The organism is Flavobacterium sp. PL12, from assembly GCF_039123485.1.
Lineage (GTDB): Bacteria > Bacteroidota > Bacteroidia > Flavobacteriales > Flavobacteriaceae > Flavobacterium > Flavobacterium weaverense.
Map to the genome: position 1 here is coordinate 1 of NZ_JBANDI010000040.1, position 17,384 is coordinate 17,384.

18 protein-coding genes, 1 tRNA gene and 1 pseudogene are annotated in these 17,384 nt (G+C 32.7%); 4 read left to right on the forward strand and 16 right to left on the reverse strand.

The annotated features are described in order from the left end of the window. Positions 1 to 103: 103 nt before the first annotated feature. Positions 104 to 742 (forward strand): annotated as a pseudogene (locus RCH19_RS14160) (response regulator); the annotation flags it as partial. On the opposite strand, the gene RCH19_RS14165 reads toward RCH19_RS14160, so the two are convergent. The 9 genes from RCH19_RS14165 to pdxA form a co-directional block, all read right to left on the reverse strand. After that, positions 739 to 2,085: a sigma-54 dependent transcriptional regulator gene (locus RCH19_RS14165; RefSeq protein WP_343023766.1), complete on the reverse strand. Its 1,347-nt coding sequence runs from the start codon at positions 2,083 to 2,085 to the stop codon at positions 739 to 741. The pseudogene RCH19_RS14160 and the gene RCH19_RS14165 overlap by 4 nt on opposite strands. Before the next feature lie 259 nt (positions 2,086 to 2,344). Next, positions 2,345 to 2,641, reverse strand: a complete 297-nt coding sequence (locus RCH19_RS14170) for a hypothetical protein (protein ID WP_343023767.1) — start codon at positions 2,639 to 2,641, stop codon at positions 2,345 to 2,347. 35 nt (positions 2,642 to 2,676) lie between these two features. Further along, positions 2,677 to 2,973 (reverse strand): hypothetical protein, encoded by a 297-nt coding sequence (locus tag RCH19_RS14175; protein ID WP_343023768.1) that lies wholly within the window; start codon positions 2,971 to 2,973, stop codon positions 2,677 to 2,679. A 257-nt stretch (positions 2,974 to 3,230) separates the two neighbouring features. Next, positions 3,231 to 4,577: an acetyl-CoA carboxylase biotin carboxylase subunit gene (gene accC / locus RCH19_RS14180; protein ID WP_343023769.1), complete on the reverse strand. Its 1,347-nt coding sequence runs from the start codon at positions 4,575 to 4,577 to the stop codon at positions 3,231 to 3,233. Between the two features lie 83 nt (positions 4,578 to 4,660). Beyond that, positions 4,661 to 5,137: an acetyl-CoA carboxylase biotin carboxyl carrier protein gene (gene accB / locus RCH19_RS14185; protein WP_343023770.1), complete on the reverse strand. Its 477-nt coding sequence runs from the start codon at positions 5,135 to 5,137 to the stop codon at positions 4,661 to 4,663. Positions 5,138 to 5,160: 23 nt separating this feature from the next. Continuing rightward, the gene (locus RCH19_RS14190; RefSeq protein WP_343023771.1) at positions 5,161 to 6,159 is read right to left on the reverse strand and encodes a beta-ketoacyl-ACP synthase III; all 999 of its coding nucleotides are present in this window, start codon (positions 6,157 to 6,159) and stop codon (positions 5,161 to 5,163) included. A 170-nt stretch (positions 6,160 to 6,329) separates the two neighbouring features. Next, on the reverse strand, positions 6,330 to 6,524 hold the full coding sequence (rpmF, locus tag RCH19_RS14195; protein ID WP_007137315.1) for a 50S ribosomal protein L32: 195 nt from the start codon (positions 6,522 to 6,524) through the stop codon (positions 6,330 to 6,332). A gap of 9 nt (positions 6,525 to 6,533) precedes the next feature. Continuing rightward, on the reverse strand, positions 6,534 to 7,076 hold the full coding sequence (locus RCH19_RS14200; RefSeq protein WP_343023772.1) for a DUF177 domain-containing protein: 543 nt from the start codon (positions 7,074 to 7,076) through the stop codon (positions 6,534 to 6,536). Between the two features lie 91 nt (positions 7,077 to 7,167). Further along, entirely contained in the window at positions 7,168 to 8,211 is a 1,044-nt protein-coding gene (gene pdxA / locus RCH19_RS14205) for a 4-hydroxythreonine-4-phosphate dehydrogenase PdxA (protein WP_343023782.1), read from the reverse strand. Between the two features lie 58 nt (positions 8,212 to 8,269). On the opposite strand from pdxA, the gene RCH19_RS14210 reads away from it, so the two are divergent. Further along, positions 8,270 to 8,857 (forward strand): riboflavin synthase, encoded by a 588-nt coding sequence (locus RCH19_RS14210; protein ID WP_343023773.1) that lies wholly within the window; start codon positions 8,270 to 8,272, stop codon positions 8,855 to 8,857. Positions 8,858 to 8,884: 27 nt separating this feature from the next. On the opposite strand, the gene RCH19_RS14215 is transcribed toward RCH19_RS14210, so the two are convergent. The 3 genes from RCH19_RS14215 to mce form a co-directional block, all read right to left on the reverse strand. Further along, positions 8,885 to 9,130, reverse strand: coding sequence for a hypothetical protein (locus tag RCH19_RS14215; protein WP_343023774.1), 246 nt, complete (start codon positions 9,128 to 9,130; stop codon positions 8,885 to 8,887). 186 nt (positions 9,131 to 9,316) lie between these two features. Beyond that, a tRNA-Ile gene (locus tag RCH19_RS14220) sits at positions 9,317 to 9,390 on the reverse strand. Between the two features lie 138 nt (positions 9,391 to 9,528). Then, on the reverse strand, positions 9,529 to 9,930 hold the full coding sequence (gene mce / locus RCH19_RS14225; RefSeq protein WP_343023775.1) for a methylmalonyl-CoA epimerase: 402 nt from the start codon (positions 9,928 to 9,930) through the stop codon (positions 9,529 to 9,531). 221 nt (positions 9,931 to 10,151) lie between these two features. Between mce and RCH19_RS14230 the strand changes: the two genes are divergently transcribed. Continuing rightward, positions 10,152 to 11,816 (forward strand): Ig-like domain-containing protein, encoded by a 1,665-nt coding sequence (locus RCH19_RS14230; RefSeq protein WP_343023776.1) that lies wholly within the window; start codon positions 10,152 to 10,154, stop codon positions 11,814 to 11,816. Here RCH19_RS14230 and RCH19_RS14235 read toward each other — a convergent pair. After that, positions 11,806 to 12,579: an amidohydrolase gene (locus RCH19_RS14235; RefSeq protein WP_343023777.1), complete on the reverse strand. Its 774-nt coding sequence runs from the start codon at positions 12,577 to 12,579 to the stop codon at positions 11,806 to 11,808. The two genes, RCH19_RS14230 and RCH19_RS14235, sit on opposite strands and share 11 nt — an antisense overlap. A gap of 66 nt (positions 12,580 to 12,645) precedes the next feature. Between RCH19_RS14235 and RCH19_RS14240 the strand changes: the two genes are divergently transcribed. Further along, positions 12,646 to 13,209 carry a hypothetical protein gene (locus RCH19_RS14240; RefSeq protein WP_343023778.1) on the forward strand — a complete coding sequence of 188 codons (564 nt, stop codon included), beginning with the start codon at positions 12,646 to 12,648 and terminating at the stop codon, positions 13,207 to 13,209. Between the two features lie 98 nt (positions 13,210 to 13,307). Here the strand turns inward: RCH19_RS14240 and RCH19_RS14245 are convergent, their stop codons facing one another. The 3 genes from RCH19_RS14245 to RCH19_RS14255 all read right to left on the reverse strand — a co-directional run bounded on the left by RCH19_RS14245 (position 13,308) and on the right by RCH19_RS14255 (position 16,817). Continuing rightward, positions 13,308 to 14,054 (reverse strand): succinate dehydrogenase/fumarate reductase iron-sulfur subunit, encoded by a 747-nt coding sequence (locus tag RCH19_RS14245; protein ID WP_343023779.1) that lies wholly within the window; start codon positions 14,052 to 14,054, stop codon positions 13,308 to 13,310. A gap of 84 nt (positions 14,055 to 14,138) precedes the next feature. Beyond that, positions 14,139 to 16,139: a fumarate reductase/succinate dehydrogenase flavoprotein subunit gene (locus RCH19_RS14250; RefSeq protein WP_343023780.1), complete on the reverse strand. Its 2,001-nt coding sequence runs from the start codon at positions 16,137 to 16,139 to the stop codon at positions 14,139 to 14,141. 12 nt (positions 16,140 to 16,151) lie between these two features. Then, entirely contained in the window at positions 16,152 to 16,817 is a 666-nt protein-coding gene (locus RCH19_RS14255) for a succinate dehydrogenase cytochrome b subunit (RefSeq protein WP_343023781.1), read from the reverse strand. Positions 16,818 to 17,384: the final 567 nt, after the last annotated feature.

Consider the following 17,384-nt stretch of genomic DNA (forward strand, 5'->3'; position numbering starts at 1 on the left):
TTATAAATCATTCGAAAACCTCAAAGAAAAATTAAATTTTGTCCTGACTAATTTTGGAACAAAATACGACATTAAATTTTAACCATTACTTAGTAATGCAGTTGATGCCCTACAATGGGCGGAGACAAATAATTTTGATCTCGTCATTACTGATATTCAAATGCCGATAATGGATGGCTTTGTGTTTTTGAAGGAGTTGCAAAATGGCTCGTATATAAATTTAAAAAGTCAACCTATTATAGCAGTTACTGGCAGAGGTGATTTAGAGATAGACCACTATAAAAAAGCAGGTTTTACAACTGTAATTCGCAAACCATATACTCCAAAAGCACTACTTTCTACTATAAAAGCAATTAGGAACAATACCATAATTCCTATAAAATTTGATTTAGAAAAGAATCATGCTAATGGTAAAAAATCATATTCATTGAAAGCTTTAAAATCGTTTTTATCAGATGACAAAAGTGCATTAAATGAGATTCTAGAGACATTTATGAGCAGTACTAATGAGAGTATAGTGCTATTAGATTACGCTGTCACAAAATCAAATAGGAAAGAAATTAAAAGTATTTCACACAAGATAAATCCAATGTTCAAACAAATAAAGGCTTTTGAGATAAGCAATTTATTAGATCAGTTAGAACTTGAAGATTTAAAATTAGAAGAAATAGAAGAGAAAGTAACGTCTTTAAAAACTAAAATTACCGCACTCTTTGCTCTACTTGAAAAGGAAATTACTTAATTGATTCCGTAAGATTTCAACTTATTATAAAGCGTTTTTCTATTTATTTTTAGCAGCTTTGCTGCTTCTGTTTTATTATTATTTGTTCTGTTTAAAGCCTCTAAAATTGTTCCTTTTTCATTTTCTGATAAAGAAAACTCCTCAGACAAAGATTGTTCGCTTTGAAAAAACTCAGCAGGGAGTGCAGATTTCTCAACAAAATCTCCTTGCGTTAAAAGTGTAGCTCTCTTGATACAATTTTGGAGTTCTCGAAGGTTTCCAGGCCATCTGTAATTTTGGAAAATCTTAATTACTTCAGCAGAAAATCCGATGACATCTTTGTTTAGTTCTTGATTGGATTTTTCGAGGAAAAAATCTGAAAAGAGCATTAAATCTTCTTCTCTTTCTACCAACGAAGGAGAATGTATCGAGAACTCATTAATTCTGTGGTACAAATCTTCTCTAAAATCCCCTTTTTTAACTGCTTCTCTTAAGTCTTCATTTGTAGCCGTTATAATTCTTATATCAACATCTACTTCTTTATTACTACCTACTGGCTTAATTTTTCGCTCCTGTAATGCTCTCAAAAGTTGTATTTGATTTTCATAAGAAAGATTGCCTATTTCATCTAAGAAAATTGTTCCGCCATTCGCAGCTTCAAAAAAACCAATTTTGTCTTGGATTGCTCCAGTAAAAGAACCCTTTACATGACCAAAAAATTCACTTGCTGCTAATTCTTTCGGAATCGAACCACAATCAACTGCAATAAAGTTGGTTTGTTTTCGCGAACTATTTTCATGGATGCTTTTTGCAATCACCTCTTTTCCTGTACCGCTTTCGCCAATTATCAAAACTGACATATTTGTCGGACTTACTAATTGTATATATTCAGCTAGTTTTTTAGAGGCTGAAGAAATTCCTTGAACGAAAGAATTACTTTTAACTTTTAAAACCTCTTTTTTATTTTTAGATATTTTCTCTACTTTCTCTGACTTTTCACTTCCTTTATCAACCAAGGCATTTGAAATAACTATCAGAACTTCTTCAGGATTGAAAGGCTTAGAGATGTAATCAGCCGCACCGTTCTTTATCGCTTTAACAGCAGTATTCACGTCAGAGTAACCCGTCATTAATAGGACAGGAGTTTCTGGACACTCCGCTTTAATTTCTGACATAAGTTCAATTCCGTCATAGTCAGGAAGTCTTAAATCAGTTAAGATGAGATCGTATGATTCTTCTTTAATCTTTGTTTTCGCCTCTGATGCTGAAAATGATATCGTTACCTCGTAAGAATTTTTTACAAGAAACTTTTCCAATAACTTGCAAAAAGGAACATCATCTTCGATCAATAAAATTTTAGCCATCGTTTTTAACATTTAATGCTAAAATAAAGTTATTTAAATAGTATTGTCCCAATTTTTTGCAAAAAAAAGAGAGATTGTTTGAACAATCTCTCTTTTAAAAATAAAAACCTTCCCAATTACTTATTTATACAGTTCCCATAGGCACCCGCGTTAACAGTAGCTTTCTGGTTACCAACTGTAAATCATTGATTGCACTACATAATAATAAAAATGTCTACTACCTATCTTTGTTATAAAATGTAAAGCTTAGATTCAGTATTTATTGTTGAATCCATTTTCCGTTTTCGTCAGCAAAAAGATTTCCTTTAATTTCACCAACAGTAACATCTAATTTATATTCTTTTTTTGCATTAACGAATGCAGCATTTAAAACTGCATCTGGATAGGCAACTTTTAGAGCTTTCATTATAGCTTCTGGCACTTCTTCTAATTTAACTTCCGTATATTCTTCTTGAAGAATAATACTTTTTACTACTAGATTTAAATTAGGAATTACTGTTGCGTATGTTGTCAAACTTCCTAATACTATTGCTGCTGATAAGATTACTTTTTTCATATTATGTGTTATTTTGTTTTAATATATTTTTTAAATTATTTTGTTATCCATTTACCATTTTCATCTGCAAAAAGGTTTCCTTTTTTATCTCCTAGTGTAATGTCTAATTTGTATTCCTTTTTATCATTTATGTATGCTTTATCTAAAACTGCATCTGGATAAGCTGTTTTTAATGCTTTTGAAATAGCTTCTGGAACCTCTTCGATTTTCACTTCAGTATATTCTTCTTGAAGATTAATTGTTTTCACGATCTCATTATTATTTGGAACTGATGATGCGTATGTTGCGAAACTTCCTAAAACGATTGCTGCTGATAAGATTAATTTTTTCATGATATTTATTTTAATGATTATTTACTGTTTAAGTTGTATAGCCTAATAGAATAATCATACCATTTCCAAAACAACTATCGTTTACCTATTTAACAAACTGAATTAAAGCCACTTATAGAATTTTTGTCATAAGACCTTTATGAGCAATGTGGGTAAACTTTAAATTTATCGGGTAAATATTGCACGTTTACACTTTTATATAGAGCAAAAAAAACCTTGTATCGCTACAAGGTTTTATAATTTATAATAGAAAATTTTTATTCTGGATCATTCATTTTAAAAGTATCCATAAAAGCAGTTGTGTAATCACCCGCAATGTAACGTGGATCATCCATTAACTGTCTGTGAAATGGAATAGTTGTTTTAATTCCTTCTATTACGAATTCATCTAAAGCTCTTCTCATCTTGCTAATTGCTTCATCACGTGTTTGCGCTGTTGTAATCAACTTTGCAATCATAGAATCATAATTTGGTGGAATAGTATAACCGGAGTAAACATGAGTGTCTAAACGAACACCGTGTCCTCCTGGCATATGAAGCGTAGTGATTTTTCCTGGTGAAGGACGGAAATCATTATAAGGATCTTCTGCATTAATTCTGCATTCGATTGCATGCAATTTTGGTAAATAATTTTTACCTGTAATTGGTACTCCGGCAGCAACTAAAATTTGCTCACGAATTAAGTCATAATCAATAACTTGTTCTGTAATAGGATGCTCTACTTGTATACGCGTGTTCATTTCCATAAAATAGAAATTACGATGCTTATCCACTAAGAACTCAACTGTACCAGCGCCTTCATATTTGATAAACTCTGCAGCTTTCACTGCAGCTTCACCCATTTTAAGACGTAAATCATCCGTCATGAATGGAGAAGGTGTTTCTTCAGTTAATTTTTGATGACGTCTTTGAACAGAACAATCTCTTTCTGATAGATGACATGCTTTTCCATAAGAATCACCAACAACTTGAATTTCGATATGACGAGGTTCTTCGATTAATTTCTCTAAGTACATTCCGTCATTACCAAAAGCAGCAGCAGATTCTTGTCTCGCACCTTCCCATGCTTTTAATAATTCATCTTCTTTCCAAACTGCTCTCATTCCTTTTCCACCACCACCGGCAGTTGCTTTAAGCATAACTGGATATCCAAATTCCCTAGACAATTGAAGAGCTTGCTCGTAGGACTCTAAAATACCAACTGAACCAGGTACACAAGGAACTCCAGCTTCAATCATTGTTGATTTAGCAGAAGCTTTATCTCCCATTCTATCAATCATTTCCGGGGAAGCACCAATAAACTTGATACCATGTTCTTGACAAATCTTAGAAAACTTAGCGTTTTCAGAAAGAAACCCATATCCTGGATGAATTGCATCTGCATTTGTAATTTCTGCAGCAGCAATAATATTTGACATCTTTAAATACGACAAATTACTTTGAGGCGGTCCTATACAAACAGCTTCGTCAGCAAACTTAACATGCAGGCTTTCAGCATCAGCAGTAGAATAAACAGCTACTGTCTTTATGCCCATTTCTTTACATGTTCTAATGATACGTAAAGCAATTTCACCTCTATTTGCAATTAATATTTTTTTAAACATCTTCTTTTAATTTAAAATTCAAATGACAAATTCCAAATTCCACATCTACTGATTTGAAATTTGGAATTTGGAATTTAAAAATGTTATGACGGATCTACTAAGAATAAAGGTTGGTCAAATTCAACTGGAGACATATCGTCTACCAATACTTTTACAATTTTACCAGAGATTTCAGATTCAATTTCATTAAATAATTTCATCGCTTCAATTACACAAAGAACATCACCTTGAGCGATATTTTTTCCAACTTCAACAAACATAGGTTTGTCTGGAGATGGTTTTCTATAGAATGTTCCAATAATTGGAGATTTTATAGTAATATAATGTGCATTTTCAACCGCTGCTGCTTCGGGAACCGCTACTACTGGAGCTGCTGCTACTGGAGCTGCTTGCTGAAGTGCGTTTTGAGCGGGCATTTGTTGAACATATGTTGTTTCAGTTGTATTTCCTTCTAAAGTTGTTCTGATGGTGATTTTTACATCATCCATTTCCAACTTAACTTCTGCAACTCCTGAATTTGCTACAAATTTGATTAGATTTTGAATTTCTTTTAAATCCATAATTATTTGTTTTTAGTTTAAATTTATTTTTTATCGTAAGCCCATTTTAGATAAATAGATCCCCAAGTGAATCCACCTCCAAAGGCAGCAAGAATTATATTATCTCCTTTTTTGAATAAATGCTCGAAATCATTAAGTACTAAGGGTAAAGTAGCTGACGTAGTGTTTCCGTATTTTTCAATATTCATTAGCACTTTAGAATCTTCTAAATTCATTCTGTTTGCTGTAGCATCTATTATACGTTTGTTAGCTTGATGAGGCACTAACCAATCCACGTCTTCATTAGTCAAGTTATTTCTCTTTACGATTAATTCGCTTGAATCTGCCATATTAGTTACAGCATATTTGAAAACAGTTTTTCCATCTTGTATAATATTGTGTCTGTTTTGAGTAACAGTTTCCATCGTCGTAGGATTGAGTGAACCACCGGCATCAATTTTCAAGAAATCTCTTCCTATTCCATCACTGCGTAGATATTCATCCTGCAAACCTAATCCTTCGTAATTTGGCTCAAATAAAACTGCTCCCGCACCATCACCAAAAATTATACAAGTCGAACGATCTGTATAATCAACGATAGACGACATTTTATCTGCACCTATTAATAGCACTTTCTTGTATCTACCTGATTCTATATAAGCTGCGGCGGTTGACATACCAAACAAAAAACTAGAACATGCAGCTTGTAAATCATAAGCAAAAGCATTTGTAGCTCCAATTTCTGTAGCTACATAAACACCTGTAGATGCTACTGGCATATCTGGAGTTGCAGTTGCCATAATCAACAAATCTATTTCTAAAGGATCAATATTGGCTTTAGCTAATAAATCTTGAGCAGCCTTTATTGCCAAAAAAGAAGTTCCTTTATCTTCATCTTTGAGAATCCTTCTTTCTTTTATTCCTGTACGAGAGGTAATCCACTCATCATTTGTATCGACTATCACTTCAAGAGCTTTGTTGGTAAGAACAAAGTCTGGAACGTAAGCTCCAACAGCGGTAATTGCGGCTGTGATTTTATTCATTGTGTGCAATTTATTTCTAGTCAAATGTTACCATTTGAAAATTTTTAAAGACGTGAAAATTACAAAAAAAATTCCATTCTCTTTAACTTGGAACTTCTTATTTAACAAAAATAATAAACAACAAAAAAACTCTCACGATGTGAGAGTTCGGATATTATTTACAAAATGTATTAAGCAACGGCTACAGATTTATCTATAACAACTTGCCCTCTGTAATACATTTTACCTTCATGCCAATATGCTCTGTGATACAAATGTGCTTCCCCAGTGATTGGGCAAGTAGCGATTTGTGCTACAGTAGCTTTGTAATGTGTTCTTCTCTTATCTCTTCTTGTTTTGGAGATTTTTCTCTTAGGATGCGCCATTTTACTATATTATTTATCCGTTAATAGTTGCTTTAATTTGTCCCAACGTGGGTCTATATTTTCTTCTTTTTTAATCTCTTTTTTATCTTCCTTTACTTTTAGTTCATTCAGTTTTGTCAAGGCTTCCGTTTTTAAACTTCCATCTTTCACTCCTGGGTGAACCCGTCGTAAAGGTACTGACAACACAATCATTTCATAAATGTATTGTGCAATATCTACCTCAAATTCTCCATGAGGCAAAATCAGTAATTCTTCGTTTTCATTATTAAATTCTTCGCCAAAACGAACAATTAATTTCATCTTGCCTTTGATTGGCAAATCAAAATCTTCGCTAGTTAAGTCACAAGGAACATTTACGGAACCTTTATGAACAAAATCCAACTCTAATAACGTGCTTTTCTTCTCTAAAACTACGTTTACTTTGATATTTGAATCTTGATATTCACTGTAATCAAAGATTTCAAAGAACTCGTTAGTGATTTGATACTCAAAATGATGTTTTCCTGGCTTTAATCCTATAAAAGGAATTAAATATTCTTTTGTATTCTTCATTTCAACAACAATTTTCCCCTAAACTTCGGGAGTGCAAAGATATAAAATTATTGCAAATCTAATAATGTTATTCACTTTTTTTTGTTCACAACTACTTTTCTTTTGTTTTCAATGGTTTTATACTGATTTCTGCATATTGATTTCTAGAATTATAAATGTCTAATGCCACATATACCGCCTCTTTAAACGAATTGAAATCTGCAATACCTTTACCGGCAATATCGTAAGCAGTCCCATGATCTGGAGAAGTTCTAATTTTATTTAATCCAGCAGTATAGTTAACACCATTACCAAAAGATAACGTTTTAAATGGAATCAAACCTTGATCATGATAAGTTGCAATAACAGCATCATATTTCTCGTATTGATTGCTTCCAAAAAATCCATCCGCAGAAAAAGGACCAAAAACTAAAGTTCCTTTTTCAAAAAGTTTTTTTAGCGCAGGCTTTATAATCGAATCGTCCTCTGTTCCTATTACACCGCCATCACCACAGTGAGGATTTAAACCTAATACTGCAATCTTAGGCTTATTTATACTGAAATCCTGAATCAATGATTGCTTAACTGTTTCAATTTTCTTTCTAATTAATTCCTCCGTCAAATGAGAAGCAACTTCGTTTAAGGGAATATGGTCAGTCAATAAACCTACTCTTAATGAATCTTGAACCATTAACATCAGCGCATTACCCTCTAATTCCTGATCTAAATAATCTGTATGACCAGGAAATTTAAATTCATCAGATTGAATGTTATATTTATTTATTGGTGCTGTTACGAGAACATCAACTAAACCATCCTTCAGAGCATTTGTTGCAGCTATAAAAGATTTTATAGCATACTCACCTGCTTTAGCGTCACTTTCTCCAAGCTTCAGGTCAACAACTTCTTTCCAAACGTTTAATACGTTAATTTTACCAACAACAATTTGGTCTAATTTATCAATCCCGTGGAGCAAAGAAGTTGATTGAAAACTTTTTTTAACAAAGGATAATAATTTAACATTTGCAAATATTACCGGAGTACATAATTCCAACATACGAGCATCCTCGAATGTTTTTAAAATAACCTCGCTTCCAATACCGTTTAAATCTCCAATAGAAATTCCTACGATTATATTTTCTGCTTTTTTCATGATGACATACCGTTATTTATTGCTAATTTTGAAGTGCAAATTTAGTAAAATAAAACAAGAAATGTTTACAGGAATCGTAGAAACCCTTGGCACAATCCAAGAAATAAAAAAAGAGAACACAAACTTGCATATTACGATGCATTCATCAATTACTAGCGAGCTTAAGATAGATCAAAGCGTTGCACATAATGGAATATGCCTCACTGTTGTTGCTATTACTGATACATCTTACAGCGTAACCGCAATAGACGAAACAGTTAAAAAAACAAACTTATCAGATTGGAATGTTGGAGACACCGTTAATCTTGAAAGAGCTATGAAGCTCGGTGATAGACTGGACGGCCATATTGTTCAAGGACATGTAGATCAAACAGGAACTTGCATTCTTGCAGAAGAAACGGACGGGAGCTGGTTGTATACTTTTGAATATGATAAAGGACCGAACAATATTACTATTGAGAAAGGTTCTATAACAGTAAATGGCGTAAGTTTAACTGTAGTTGATTCAAAGCAAAATCAATTTAGCGTTGCAATTATTCCATATACTTATGAGCACACTAATTTTAACTCTTTTAAAGTTGGAACAAAAATAAATTTAGAATTTGATGTGATTGGGAAATATGTGTCTCGATTATATGCTAATAAATAATCCATTTTAAAAGCAAAAAACTCCAATTTAAATTGGAGTTTTTTTTGTTTTAGCTTGTTGATTATAAATGATATAAATTCCAAAAATTATTGCCATTATCACAAGTGTAGTTAGGTTCTCGTCAATATCCATACCAGGAGGTGGTGGTGGAGTGCCATCACTACTTGAAAATTGTGTTGGAGGAGGTGGAGTCTGCTTAACATATGCAAAAATTTTCAGAAAATGAAATAAGCATACAACAAAGAATAAAACAACTTTTCTACTTATTTTCATATATTTTATAAAAAAACATTTTGGAATAATTTGCGCTATAAAGGTAATTTAATCCTTACGCAAATTAAGACTTTACTTTGAATAAAAAACTAAAAGTAGAAAATTACCATAAATCAAGGTGGCACTAAGCAATATTACAGAGCACAAAAAAGCCTTTACATTTCTGTAAAGGCTTGATTTAGAGAGTGGTCCCACCTGGGCTCGAACCAGGGACCACCTGATTATGAGTCAGGTGCTCTAACCAGCTGAGCTATAGGACCGGTTTAGAGTTTGCAATATTACTACTATTTTTCGTTTGCTCCAAATATTTTTTAATTTGATTTGTTCTTTATTTAGAAAATAAAACCTCTGTTTCACAAACCGACTGACTATTAGGACTATAATAATCGAAATCAAAACTATTTAATCTCTTGACACAATTCTATTAAAACACCATTAGTGCTTTTAGGATGCAAAAAGGCAACTAACTTATTATCAGCTCCATTTTTTGGAATTTCATTTAATACAATGAAGCCTTCTCCTTTTAAACGAGCAATTTCAGAAACAATATCTTCTACATCAAAAGCGATATGATGAATCCCTTCACCTTTCTTATCTATAAAATTTGCAATGGGACTTTCTGGATTAGTAGCAGCCAAAAGTTCAATTTTATTAGGACCGTTCATAAAGAAAGAGGTCGATACGCCTTCACTTTCAACTTCCTCAAACTTGTAAGCTGGCGCACCAAAAAGTTTTTCGAAAACTAAATTGGAAACTTCTAAATCCTTTACAGCGATGCCAATATGTTCTATTTTCCTCATTATATGTCAATTTATTTTATAAGCGTTTTATTCGAAGGCACTAAAACTAGCATCAATTATACTTTCTTTAAATTATATATGTAAAATTAGAAATTAAAAATACAGATTTGTACATTTTAAGAAAAAGATATTTAATCAAGACGATTCATAATAATTTTATAAAAATATTAAATCACGTTGATTATAATTGTTATTTTGTACAATCTAATTTACGACTTGTTATGTTGAAAAACAATATGAAATACGTTTTACTATTATTACTTTTTGCAATTTTTGGTTGCGCAAAAAGAGGTTCCATAACTGGCGGATTAAAAGACACTATCGCGCCTGTCTTAAAAATTAGTTTTCCCGAAAACTTCAGCACCAATTTTAAAGGGGACCAGATAAAGTTAGTATTTGATGAAAATATTAAACTAAAAAATCTGAAGAAGCAGTTGATCATTTCTCCACCAATGAAAAACGAGCCACTTATTTTACCTACAACAGCTAGCAAAACGATTACAATAAAGTTAAAAGATACTTTACAGCCCAACACCACCTACAGCATTAACTTTGGACAGAGTATTGCAGACAACAACGAGGAAAATCCATATAATCAATTTAAATATATTTTTTCTACAGGCGCATTTATAGATTCATTAAGTCTTGGAGGAAAAATTAAAAGTGCACTTAATAAAGAAGCAGAATCATTTGTATCTGTTATGCTTTATGAAATAAATGATAAATTCATAGATTCTATTGTCTACAAAGAAACACCTCGATATGTCACAAACACTTTAGACAGCTTAAAAACATTTCGATTAGAAAATCTTAAAGCGGGAAAATATCTTCTTATCGCAATGAAAGATCAAAATAGCAATAATAAATACAATCCAAAAACAGATAAAATAGGCTTTCACAAGCAGTACATCACCATTCCTAATGACACTATCTACGAACTAGAATTGTTTAAAGAGACACTACCTTTTAAAGCTTTTAAACCTACTCAAGCGTCAGGAAACAAGATATTCATAGGCTATGAAGGAGATGCTAGAACTGCTGCTGCAAAAGCCAAAATAACGCTCAAAAGCAAAAACGAAGTTCTACCTACTATAGTAACGCAACTAGCAAAAAAAGATTCGCTCCAAGTTTGGTTTAAGCCACTAAAAGCAGATTCGTTAGCACTCAACATATCCAACAATAAGTACGTAAATAATTTTGTGTTCAAAATTAAAGATCAAAAAAAAGATACTTTAAATGTAACTGCACTTTATAACGGAACTCTGCATTTTCGAAATCGCTACACATTAGAAAGTAGTACACCATTAGTTCGTTTTGACAAAACAAAAATAAATTTAATAAGTAAAGATTCTATCTCAGTTCCTTTTACGACAGAATATGATGAATTTACACAGCAACTATATATTGACTTTAAAAAAGAACCTTCGGAAAAATATAGTTTAAAAATCTTACCTGGCGGATTAACTGATTTTTTTGAAAAATCAAATGATACACTTTTATTTAAAGCAACTACACAGAACACTTCTGATTATGGTAATTTACGTATTAAGTTAGAAAATGTAAAAAGATTTCCAATGATTATAGAGTTAACTGACGATAAAGGAATAGTTCTAGCATCTGAATATTCAGAGAGTGCGACTACACTAGATTTTAATCTTTTAGAGCCTGCTAAATTCACACTTAGAGCAATTTATGATGAAAATAAAAACAAATTCTATGATTCAGGAAATTATTTAGAAAAGAGATATTCAGAGGAAGTTATTTATTTTTCAAAGGAAATTGATGTTCGTGCTAACTGGGATGTGGAACAAATATTTGATTTGTCGATTCCATATACTCCCGAACCAAAAAAGAAAATAGATGATAAGAAAAAATCTAATTTTTAAATTTAAGTTCAAAATTATCTTTATCATTTAAAAAGCCAAACTTATTACGCATCTCAATTAATTCACTTTTATTTAAAATCCCCTTTAATAAACCTTCTTCTTCTTCAGGCTCAACAACATAATTACCCAAGCAATCAATAATTTGAGAATGTCCGTTGTAAGAATGACCATTGTCGTCGATGCCAGTTCTATTAACTCCTAATACGTAACTCATATTTTCAATTGCTCTAGCTTTTAGCAATGAATCCCAAGCATTAATTCTTATTTGAGGCCAATTAGCGACATATATTAGCAAGTCATAATCCTCAACATTTCGGGACAATACTGGAAAGCGTAAATCGTAACAGACTAACATACAAATCTTCCATCCTAAATAGTCAACAATAACTTTTTGATTTCCTGGTTTATATACTTTTTCTTCACCTGCTAAAGTAAATAAATGACTCTTGTCATAATGCTGAATTTCGCCTGAGGGAAATACAAACAACATTCTATTATAAAAGTTATCGTTTTCCTGGATAACAATACTTCCTGTGATTGCACATTTTTTAGCTTTGGCAAAAGATTTAAGCCACGCAACGGTTTCTCCCTGCATCGACTCTGCAACAGCAGAAGGATTCATTGTAAAACCAGTAGTAAACATTTCAGGTAGAACAATTAGATCAATCTGTTCCAAAATTTCACTTATTTTTTCTTCGAAGTAATCACGATTTAATTTGGGTTTTTCCCAAATCAACGGACCTTGTATTAAGATAACTTGCATTGTTTTATTTTTTAAAAAATAACAATTAACAAGGTAGTTTAAGTTCGCTATATTAGCAAAAAAAACATGAAAAAGACAATCGCTATATGCTCGATGCTAATTTCTTTTTTTGCATTTGGACAAGAACAATCATCGTCAAAGCAATTTTGGGAAAACCTTAAAAAGCATTACGGAAAATCCTACGAAGGAGTGGTTACAGAAGGTGCTGACAATGATGCTTTTCGAAATAAAAAATTAGTAATGCATATTCGAAATTGTGATGAAACCGCAATCCGAATTCCCTTTTTCGTTGGAGATGATAAATCTAGAACTTGGGTTCTGACTTATAAAGATGACCGAATCCAACTCAAGCACGACCACCGTTTAGAAGATGGCTCAGAAGATAAGGTAACGCAATACGGAGGAACGACTACAAATTCAGGTAGTCCAGCATTACAGTTTTTTCCAGCTGATCAGCAAACTACTGACTTAATTCCCTATGCAGCTTCTAATGTTTGGTGGATTACAATAGACGAAACATCTTTCACTTATAATTTAAGACGTATTGGCTCAGATAGACTTTTTACAGTGAAGTTTGATTTAACTAAAACAGCCGCAACGCCTTCTGCACCGTGGGGATGGAAAGACTAAGTTATTTTAAATAAATCTGAAATAAAAAAACGCATTCAATTTAATGAATGCGTTTTTAAATATGTATGATAATTCCTCTTCAGGAACTATTAATATTATTATCCTTTTAAACTTGCAGATAAATACTCTCTATTCATACGAGCAATATTCTCTAGAGAAATACCTTTAGGACATTCTACTTCACATGCTCCAGTATTAGTACAGTTACCAAAACCTTCAGCATCCATTTGAGCTACCATATTTAACACACGATCTGTAGCCTCAAGTCTTCCTTGTGGCAATAAAGCGTATTGCGATACTTTTGCAGCAACAAATAACATTGCAGATGAGTTTTTACAACTAGCAACACAAGCTCCACAACCAATACAAGATGCAGCATCAAATGCTTTATCAGCATCCTCTTTCTTTATTGGAATTGCATTAGCGTCGACAGTTTTACCCGAAGTGTTTACAGATATAAATCCTCCGGCATGTTGAATTCTATCAAAAGCACTTCTGTTAACTACTAAATCTTTTATTACTGGAAACGCAGCTGCACGGAAAGGCTCGATGGTAATCGTATCACCATCCTTAAACATACGCATGTGTAGTTGACAAGTCGTTACTCCTCTATCTGGTCCGTGTGCTTCACCATTAATGTATAAAGAACACATTCCACAAATTCCTTCACGGCAATCATGATCAAATGCAACTGGTTCACCACCTTTACCCATTAAATCTTGATTGAAAACGTCAAGCATTTCTAAAAATGACATATCTGGCTCAATTCCATCGATTTGATAATCGACCATTGCTCCTTTATCTTGGGCGTTTTTTTGACGCCATATTTTTAATGTAAGTTTCATACTTTTATTAGTTTGAAAGTCATAATGTTAATCGCCAAATCCTCTATTTTCAAAGGAGATGATCTTTTAACCTTAGACTAATTTCTATTTGTAATTTCTCTGAACTAATTTAACGTTATCAAACACTAGATTTTCTTTGTGCAAAATTGCATCACTTGGTTTGCCAGTGTACTCCCATGCTGCTACGTACGCAAAATTTTCATCATCACGCTGAGCTTCACCTTCAGGAGTTTGATATTCTTCACGGAAGTGTCCTCCACAAGATTCATTACGGTGTAATGCATCTTTAGCAAACAACTCACCTAATTCTAAGAAATCGGCAACACGAGTCGCTTTTTCTAATTCTTGATTGAAACTATTAGCTACACCTGGAATTTTAACGTCTTTGTAAAATGCCTCACGTAGCGCTGAAATTTCAGAAATCGCCTCGTTCAATCCTTGTTCATTTCGAGCCATACCTACTTTGTCCCACATAATTTTTCCTAATTTTCTATGAAAGTAGTCAACAGAATGTGTTCCATTAGTATTCATGAATCGATCTATCTGATCTTTTACATTTTTCTCTGCTTCAGCAAATTCAGGTAAGTCAGTTGAGATAGGTCCCATTTTAATATCTGGAGATAAATAATCACCTATTGTGTAAGGCAATACAAAATAACCATCAGCTAAACCTTGCATTAACGCAGAAGCTCCCAGTCTATTTGCTCCGTGATCAGAAAAGTTAGATTCCCCAATTGAGAAACATCCAGGAATTGTAGTTTGTAAATTATAATCAACCCAAGTACCACCCATTGTGTAATGTACCGCAGGGTAAATCATCATTGGAGTTTTATAAGGATCTTCATCAACAATCTTATAATACATTTGGAACAAGTTACCATACTTATTAGAAACTACTTCTGTTCCTAATTTAATGATCAGTTCTTTATCGTTTGCATCTAAGTGGCGAATTAAAACTTGCTCTTTTCCGTAACGTTGAATTGCCGCAGCAAAATCAAGGTAAACAGCTTCACCAGTTTTATTTACACCATAACCAGCATCACATCTTTCTTTAGCAGCACGAGAAGCAACATCACGAGGAACTAAGTTTCCAAAAGCTGGATATCTTCTTTCTAAGTAATAATCTCTTTCTACTTCAGTTAATTCTGTTGGTTTCTTTTTACCATCACGAATTGCTTGCGCATCTTCTAATTTTGCAGGAACCCAAATACGACCGTCATTACGCAACGACTCTGACATCAAAGTTAATTTCGATTGGTGATCTCCAGAAACTGGGATACATGTTGGGTGAATTTGTGTATAACAAGGATTTGCGAAGAATGCTCCTTTTTTGTGGATTTTCCAAGCTGCAGTAGCGTTAGATCCCATTGCATTTGTAGAAAGGAAAAATACATTACCATATCCACCAGAAGCAATTACAACTGCGTGAGCTGAATGTCTTTCTATTTCACCAGTAATCAAGTTACGAGCGATAATTCCTCTTGCTTTTCCGTTTACAATTACTAAATCTAGCATCTCGTGACGGTTATGCATTTTTATTTTTCCACGACCTATTTGACGGTTCATTGCAGAGTAAGCTCCTAATAAAAGTTGCTGACCTGTTTGACCTCTAGCATAGAAAGTTCTAGAAACTAATGCTCCACCAAAAGATCTATTGTCTAACAATCCACCATATTCACGTGCCAATGGAACTCCTTGAGCCACACACTGGTCAATAATATTTGTAGAAACTTCAGCTAAACGGTGCACGTTTGCTTCACGAGCGCGGTAATCTCCTCCTTTTACAGTATCGTAAAACAATCTGAAAGTTGAATCTCCATCGCCTTGGTAATTTTTTGCAGCATTAATTCCTCCTTGTGCAGCGATTGAGTGCGCACGACGTGGCGAATCTTGGAAACAAAATGCTTTAACGTTATATCCTAGCTCTGCTAAAGTTGCAGCAGCTGAACCTCCAGCTAATCCTGTACCAACAACAATAATATCAAGATTACGTTTGTTTGCAGGGTTAACTAAATTAATATGATCTTTATAATTTGTCCATTTGTCCGCAATTGGGCCATTTGGTATTTTTGAGTCTAATGCCATTATAATTGAATATTAATGATTGAAATGATGAAATAATGCAATAAAAATAAATCCGAAAGGAACTACAATTGCAAAAACGTATCCTAATTTATGTAATGCCACTGAGTATTTATTATTAAATCCTACGGATTGCATTGAAGAGTTGAAGCCGTGCCATAAGTGTAATGACAACAATATGAAAGAAACTGAATACAAAGCGGTACGAACTGGACTTTCAAATTTTGCCACCAACTCGTGGAAATATCTAGTTTCGTTCAATGGGTTAACATCAACGTATTTGTAAACCATTTCTGGAAACCAAAAATCGTAAAAGTGAACTCCTAAGAAAGCAAAAATTACAGCACCTGTAATAATCATGTTTCTAGAAGACCAAGAAGAATTAGCTGCTCCGTTGTTTTTAGCATACGAAATAGGTCTAGCGCTTCTGTTTTTAAGCTCTAAAACAATACCCATTATAAAGTGAAAAATCACTCCAAGAATTAATATTGGCTGAATAACATACTGAACCAATGGATTATTCCCCATGAAGTGAGAAATTGAATTAAATGTATCGGCGCTAAAAACCGAAGTCATATTAATAAAGAAATGCTGTGCTAGAAACAACATCAAAAAGATTCCTGAAAGCGCCATTGCTACTTTTTTAGCTATAGACGACTTCAATAATGCAGATTTTGCCATAATATTAGAATAATTTGTTTTAAAAAATATTACAAAAATAAAGTAATTAGATAGCAACCACAACCATTTGACCGTTATTTATAATGAATTTAAAGTGTTTTACATAAAATTTAGAGAAATCCTTAAATATCAGCTCTACTCTTCTATAACGCTTTACGAATTGTTAAACAAAAGCGAATAAAATGTAAAAGAGCTAATTCGAAATTTTATGCACGAAAAATCATTCCATCATCTTAAAAATATCAATAGTGTAATTTTAGCAACACTTTATCTCCTAATCATCAATTAGTAAGAAAAGCAGTAATTATTGAATTAGTTACAAATTGCTCAAAATTTACTTTTTCGACAAAAATATATGAAGAGGATTTTCACTGTCAAAAAGATAAAAAATTAAATAAGTAATGGCGAATGATTCAGTTTCTAAAACCTTTTTTAAAAAAATTTAACTCTAATGATTTTCCAATTTAAAAAATAAGTAATTAGAATAAAATAATGTCGTATTTTATTGTTTATACATCATAAATTCCGTATATTTATCTCATTATGAGATATCTAGAACTTAAAAAA

What these genes read in the sequence shown, in the direction of transcription:
- RCH19_RS14255 (WP_343023781.1), bottom strand. Translation starts at nt 16,817, where the DNA reads ATGGCAAAATCTGCATTATTGAAGTCGTCTATAGCTAAAAAAGTAGCA.
- RCH19_RS14235 (WP_343023777.1), bottom strand. Translation starts at nt 12,579, where the DNA reads ATGCAAGTTATCTTAATACAAGGTCCGTTGATTTGGGAAAAACCCAAA.
- accC (WP_343023769.1), bottom strand. Translation starts at nt 4,577, where the DNA reads ATGTTTAAAAAAATATTAATTGCAAATAGAGGTGAAATTGCTTTACGT.
- mce (WP_343023775.1), bottom strand. Translation starts at nt 9,930, where the DNA reads ATGAGGAAAATAGAACATATTGGCATCGCTGTAAAGGATTTAGAAGTT.
- RCH19_RS14215 (WP_343023774.1), bottom strand. Translation starts at nt 9,130, where the DNA reads ATGAAAATAAGTAGAAAAGTTGTTTTATTCTTTGTTGTATGCTTATTT.
- RCH19_RS14200 (WP_343023772.1), bottom strand. Translation starts at nt 7,076, where the DNA reads ATGAAGAATACAAAAGAATATTTAATTCCTTTTATAGGATTAAAGCCA.
- RCH19_RS14240 (WP_343023778.1), top strand. Translation starts at nt 12,646, where the DNA reads ATGAAAAAGACAATCGCTATATGCTCGATGCTAATTTCTTTTTTTGCA.
- RCH19_RS14165 (WP_343023766.1), bottom strand. Translation starts at nt 2,085, where the DNA reads ATGGCTAAAATTTTATTGATCGAAGATGATGTTCCTTTTTGCAAGTTA.
- RCH19_RS14190 (WP_343023771.1), bottom strand. Translation starts at nt 6,159, where the DNA reads ATGAATAAAATCACAGCCGCAATTACCGCTGTTGGAGCTTACGTTCCA.
- RCH19_RS14175 (WP_343023768.1), bottom strand. Translation starts at nt 2,973, where the DNA reads ATGAAAAAATTAATCTTATCAGCAGCAATCGTTTTAGGAAGTTTCGCA.
- RCH19_RS14230 (WP_343023776.1), top strand. Translation starts at nt 10,152, where the DNA reads ATGTTGAAAAACAATATGAAATACGTTTTACTATTATTACTTTTTGCA.
- RCH19_RS14250 (WP_343023780.1), bottom strand. Translation starts at nt 16,139, where the DNA reads ATGGCATTAGACTCAAAAATACCAAATGGCCCAATTGCGGACAAATGG.
- RCH19_RS14245 (WP_343023779.1), bottom strand. Translation starts at nt 14,054, where the DNA reads ATGAAACTTACATTAAAAATATGGCGTCAAAAAAACGCCCAAGATAAA.
- RCH19_RS14170 (WP_343023767.1), bottom strand. Translation starts at nt 2,641, where the DNA reads ATGAAAAAAGTAATCTTATCAGCAGCAATAGTATTAGGAAGTTTGACA.
- accB (WP_343023770.1), bottom strand. Translation starts at nt 5,137, where the DNA reads ATGGATTTAAAAGAAATTCAAAATCTAATCAAATTTGTAGCAAATTCA.
- RCH19_RS14210 (WP_343023773.1), top strand. Translation starts at nt 8,270, where the DNA reads ATGTTTACAGGAATCGTAGAAACCCTTGGCACAATCCAAGAAATAAAA.
- rpmF (WP_007137315.1), bottom strand. Translation starts at nt 6,524, where the DNA reads ATGGCGCATCCTAAGAGAAAAATCTCCAAAACAAGAAGAGATAAGAGA.